4 protein-coding genes are annotated in these 4,493 nt (G+C 69.0%); all 4 read left to right on the forward strand.

Annotation, left to right across the window (positions count from 1 at the left end):
* Positions 1-428 (forward strand): hypothetical protein (locus PHN62_RS17360; protein ID WP_300152696.1); only part of this gene is annotated, 428 nt, incomplete at its 5' end.
* Entirely contained in the window at positions 425-1,300 is an 876-nt protein-coding gene (locus PHN62_RS17365; protein WP_300152698.1) for an ATP-binding protein, read from the forward strand. The genes PHN62_RS17360 and PHN62_RS17365, both read left to right, overlap by 4 nt.
* Positions 1,300-3,426, forward strand: coding sequence for an AAA family ATPase (locus PHN62_RS17370; RefSeq protein WP_300152700.1), 2,127 nt, complete (start codon positions 1,300-1,302; stop codon positions 3,424-3,426). The genes PHN62_RS17365 and PHN62_RS17370 overlap by 1 nt, the downstream gene beginning before the upstream one ends.
* 290 nt (positions 3,427-3,716) lie before the next feature.
* Entirely contained in the window at positions 3,717-4,373 is a 657-nt protein-coding gene (locus PHN62_RS17375) for a transcription termination/antitermination NusG family protein (RefSeq protein WP_300152701.1), read from the forward strand.
* Positions 4,374-4,493: the final 120 nt, after the last annotated feature.

Raw genomic sequence — 4,493 nt, forward strand, 5'->3', positions numbered from 1 at the left:
TCCTGAAGCGTCGGAAAATGTCCGAGGAAGCCCGCGCCGAATATGAGGGCCTGCTCGACCTCTACAAGGCCGATCTCGGCATGCTCGACGGCACGCCGCTCGGGAAATACGCCCGCGACCGCATGGCCAGGGAGGAGAAGAAGGACGGCGAGGAGGCCGAGAAGCCCGAAGCCGCCGCTGCGCCCTCCCCGCAGGAGATCGCGGCGGCCCGCAAGGCGGGATCCGACGCCTTCGCCCAGGGGCGGGACGTGCTCGCCAACCCCTTCGGCGCAGCGGACCCGCGTCGGGCAGCCTGGGATGAAGGATTCTGCGCCGCCGCCGGATCGGACGGCATGGACATTCCCGACGCCTGGCGCCCGGCCAAAAAGGGAAAAGACGCCAAGGGCGGCGGCTCAGGAGACGACGACTCCAAGGGAGAAGGCGCATGAGCCGGCTGGAGAAATTCGGCGATCTTCTCTCGCCGGATCAGGCCGAGCCGCCGATCCTCGGTCCCGCCGTGCGCGGGGCGGTGGCCGGATGGATGGCCGAAATCCGCGCCGAAGAGGAGTTGCGGGCCGTGGGGCTCAAGCCGCGCCGCCGCGCCATGCTCTATGGCCCGCCCGGCACCGGCAAGACCACTCTGGCGCATCACGTCGCGGCGCGGCTCGGGCTGCGGATGCTGCGGGTTCGCGCCGACAAGCTGACCGGCATGTATATGGGGCAGGCGACGCAGGCCGTCGCCGGGCTCTTCGACGCCGTCGAGGCGCAGGAGGAGCCGCTCTTGCTCTTCTTCGACGAGATGGAGGGCGTCGGGCGCAAGCGCGAGGGTTTTTCAGGCGGGGGCGCGGATAACGAGCGCCTCATGCAGATGGGCGTGCTTCTCCAGCGCGTCGAGGGTTTCGCTGGTTTGATGATCGGCGCGACGAACAAGAAGGAGATGCTCGACGACGCGCTCTGGCGGCGCTTCGATCTGCAGATTCTCGTCGATCTGCCGGGCGAGGATGAGCGGTTCGCGATCATCAGGCGCTATCTGGCGCCTTTCGCGGTTTCCGACGAGGAGGTCTTCGCGCTGGGCGCGGCGCTGGCCGGAGCCTCGCCCGCCTTGCTGCGCAGCTTCTGCGAATCGCTCAAGCGCATGGCGATCCTCGGGCCGCGCATGGGCCGGATCAAGACGCTCGCCGAGGTTCTGGAGACGCTGGCCGTCTCCGTCCAGCCGCATCCTGATTACGCCCCGCCGCCGCTCTGGGCGGAGGCGGGGGCGAGGGCGAAGCTCGTCGAGGCCTTCCGCTGGCGCTGGCCTCTGACGAAGGAGGGCGCATGATGGACGACGGCTTTCTCAAAGTCGATCTCGCTCCGCTGGCCGAACCTGTCGGGCGCGCGCTCTTCGGCGAGCCCAACCGCAGGCTCTCCAAACCCCGCGAGGAATTGCGCTGGGGCGAAAACGGCTCTCTCAAGATCGATCTCAAGGCCGCGACCTTCTTCGATTTCGAGGCCAACGAGGGCGGCGGACTGCTGGACCTGATCCGGCGCGAACAGCGCCTTTCCGATGACCGCGCCTGTTTCGACTGGATGCGGGGCGTCGGGATTTCGGTTCCGGAGCCGCGCGAGGGCCGCAGCCAGCGCCGCAAGGGCGACGGGCGCATTCCCGCCAAGACCATCAAGGAGGTCTATGATTATCGGGACGAAGCGGGGGCGCTGCTCTATCAGGTGGTGCGCTTCGAGCCCAAGGAATTTCGTCAGCGCCGCCCCATGGCGGAAGGCGGCTGGGCCTGGGGCGTCGCCGCCGGGCGCTATGGACGGGTGAAGGGCGAAGAGGTCTGGAGAAGGCTGAAGGACCGCGAGGGCGCAGGCGAAGTGCGCGAAATGCCCGACGCGCGCATGGTCCCTTATCGCCTGCCTGAGGTTCTGGAGGCCGTGAAGGCCGGGCGGACGATCTATGTCGTCGAGGGCGAAAAGGACGTCGCCACGCTGGAGGGGTGGGGAATCGCCGCCTCCACCGGCGCGGGCGGGGCCGGAAAATGGCGCCCGGACTACGCCTCGGCCTTCGCGGGGGCCGACGTCGTGCTGCTGCCGGACAACGACCAGACAGGCCGCGCCCATATGGACGACGTGGCCCGCCAGCTCGCCCCCGCAGCCGCGCGGGTGCGGCTGCTTGACCTGGCGAAGCATCAGGCCGATTTTCCCGAGAAAGCCGACGTCAGCGATTGGGCTAAGCTCGGCGGGACCGCCGATCTGCTCGGGGCGCTGGCCGAAACCGAAGCCGAGGAATGGACCCCCAGAGCGCCCGAAGCGCCTTGGGAGAAATTCATGCTGCGGGACATGCTCGATTATCGCCCCAAGGGAGAATGGCTTGTGGAGGACTGGCTCGGGTCGGGTCAGTTGGCCGTGCTCTATGGCGCGCCCAAGACCGGCAAGAGCTTCGTGGCGCTCGACATGAGCCTGCGCATCGCCCATGGCTGGAGCTGGTTCGGCAAGAAGACCCGCAAAAGCGCCGTGTTCTATATCGCGGGCGAGGGCGGAGAAGGCGTCAAGAAACGCGTGGCGCTCTGGGCGCAGGAGAGGCCCCGGCGAGATCCCGCCGCGCCCTTCGTGATGGTCCCTCAGAGATTCGATTTCCACGAGCCCGGAGAAGGCGTCGGCCAGATCGCCGGCTGGATCAAGGCCGCAGGGCCCTGGATGGGCGCGCCCTTCGGTCTGATCGTCGTGGACACCCTCGCGCGCGCCATGGGCGCAGGCGACGAAAACGCGGCCAGCGACATGGGCCGCATCATCGAAACCTGCGACCGCCTGAGGGCGGAGACCGGATGCACAGTGCTTCTTGTGCATCATGCGGGCAAGGACGCCGCGCGCGGGATGCGCGGTCATAGCAGCTTGTTCGGGGCCGCGGACGCGGTGCTCGAAATCAGACCGGAGGTGGATGAGGAAGGCAAAGAAGTTCCTGAAGTCAAGACGTTGATCTTGCGCGATCAGAAGGACGGCGAAGCGGGCGGACGCTTTCCGCTCCGGCTGCGGCGCGCGGCTCTGGGCCATAGTCGCGATGGCGACGGACTCGATCACGACAGCGCGGCGCCCGCCGCGACAAGCTGCGTCGTCGAGTGGGTGAGAGACGCGGGAAGCCCCAGCGAAGGAGCGGACGGCATGGCCGATCCGGCGAGCGGGCAAGATGAAAGGACGGAGGAATCCTATCGCCGCAGGGCGGAGGATTCCGCGCTGCGGGCTTTGGACAAGGCTTTGAGCGGGTCTGAAGTCCGATCCACGCCCAGGGGGCCGGCGGTGACGCCGGAGGTCTGGGCGAAGGCGTTCGAGCTTCTGGAGCCGACCAGGACGGGCATGGCGCCTGCGCTGGATCGGCTGCGCGCGATCTTCAAGGGGCTGCGCGATTCCGGACGCATCGTCTTTCTGGAAGTGGAGGGGGCGGCGCTGGTGACCCGGGACGCGCCCTTCTGAGGGCGTTTCTCAAGATCCGACAGGCATGAGGCTTTCGGCCCTCGCCGCGCGCGCGGCGGCGGGGAACGGCGGCGCTCAGGCTGAAACAGGACGAACCGACGCGGCGGGCGCGCGCTCCGCTGCGGGCGGTCCCGGCTTGCCTGACGGCGGGCGCGGCGGCGGCCTCTGGGCGCGCCTTCGCGCGGAGGCGCGTTCGCGCGTGAAGAATTATTCTTTCATTCGGCGGAGGCGGCGGGGAGATCCCCCCTTAGGGGGGTCTCTCCCGCCCGCCTCGCCTTCGGAGGTGCGAGATGGAGCGGTGGTGCGTGTTCGGGCTCGTCGGGGCGGTGCGGCGCAATGTGGTCGGCAAGGCCGCCGCGCGGGAGGCCCGCCAGCGCGGCGAAGACGTCGGCGCGATCTGGCGAGAGGAGGCCGCCGCGCGCAGTCTGGCCAGGGCCGGATATCGGGCATGGGCGCCCATGGTCACGAGGATCGTCAGGCGGCGGAGAGGGCTGGTGCGGATGCTGATCCGCGAACAGGTTCGGGAGCCTTGGTTCCGGAATTACGTTTTCGTGGACATGGCCTCCGGGTCGGGTTGGGAGGGTCTGGCCGCGCATCCGCAGATCGGGCGGGCGGTGCGGTTCGGCGCCGATCCCGCCGTCGTCGCGCCGGAGGTGGTCGAGGCGCTGCGCGAGGAGCTGGCGCTCTGGGATGTGGCGGAGGCCCGGCGTGACGGCGAAGGGCTTAGCTTCGGGGATCGGGTCCGGGTCGAGCTCGGCGCGCTCGCCGGGATGGAGGCCGAGGTCGAAGAGGCGCGCGGCGAAGAGGTGCGGCTGGATCTGCGGCTGATCGGCGGAGCGCCCGTCTGGATCCGCGCAGGGGATTGCGTCAGGCTGGCCGTCCAGGGAAAGCGGGAGGGCGCGGGCGAGGTCGCGCGCAGGATTGACGGGCGAGGCGCCTTCGCGTAAATCTGAAAGCGGACGAGCCGTGATGCTAGAGACTATCTCCGGCGGCCCCGAGCCCTCCGCCCCCGACCAGGCAAGGTCAATGGCGCGGAAGGCCAAGTGCGAAGCTATGTCCGAAATCCA

This window comes from Neomegalonema sp., assembly GCF_028688855.1.
Lineage (GTDB): Bacteria > Pseudomonadota > Alphaproteobacteria > Rhodobacterales > Rhodobacteraceae > Neomegalonema.

Bases quoted from the DNA above. Each gene is read 5' to 3' on its own strand.
- PHN62_RS17365 (WP_300152698.1), top strand. From the start codon at position 425: ATGAGCCGGCTGGAGAAATTCGGCGATCTTCTCTCGCCGGATCAGGCC.
- PHN62_RS17370 (WP_300152700.1), top strand. From the start codon at position 1,300: ATGGACGACGGCTTTCTCAAAGTCGATCTCGCTCCGCTGGCCGAACCT.
- PHN62_RS17375 (WP_300152701.1), top strand. From the start codon at position 3,717: ATGGAGCGGTGGTGCGTGTTCGGGCTCGTCGGGGCGGTGCGGCGCAAT.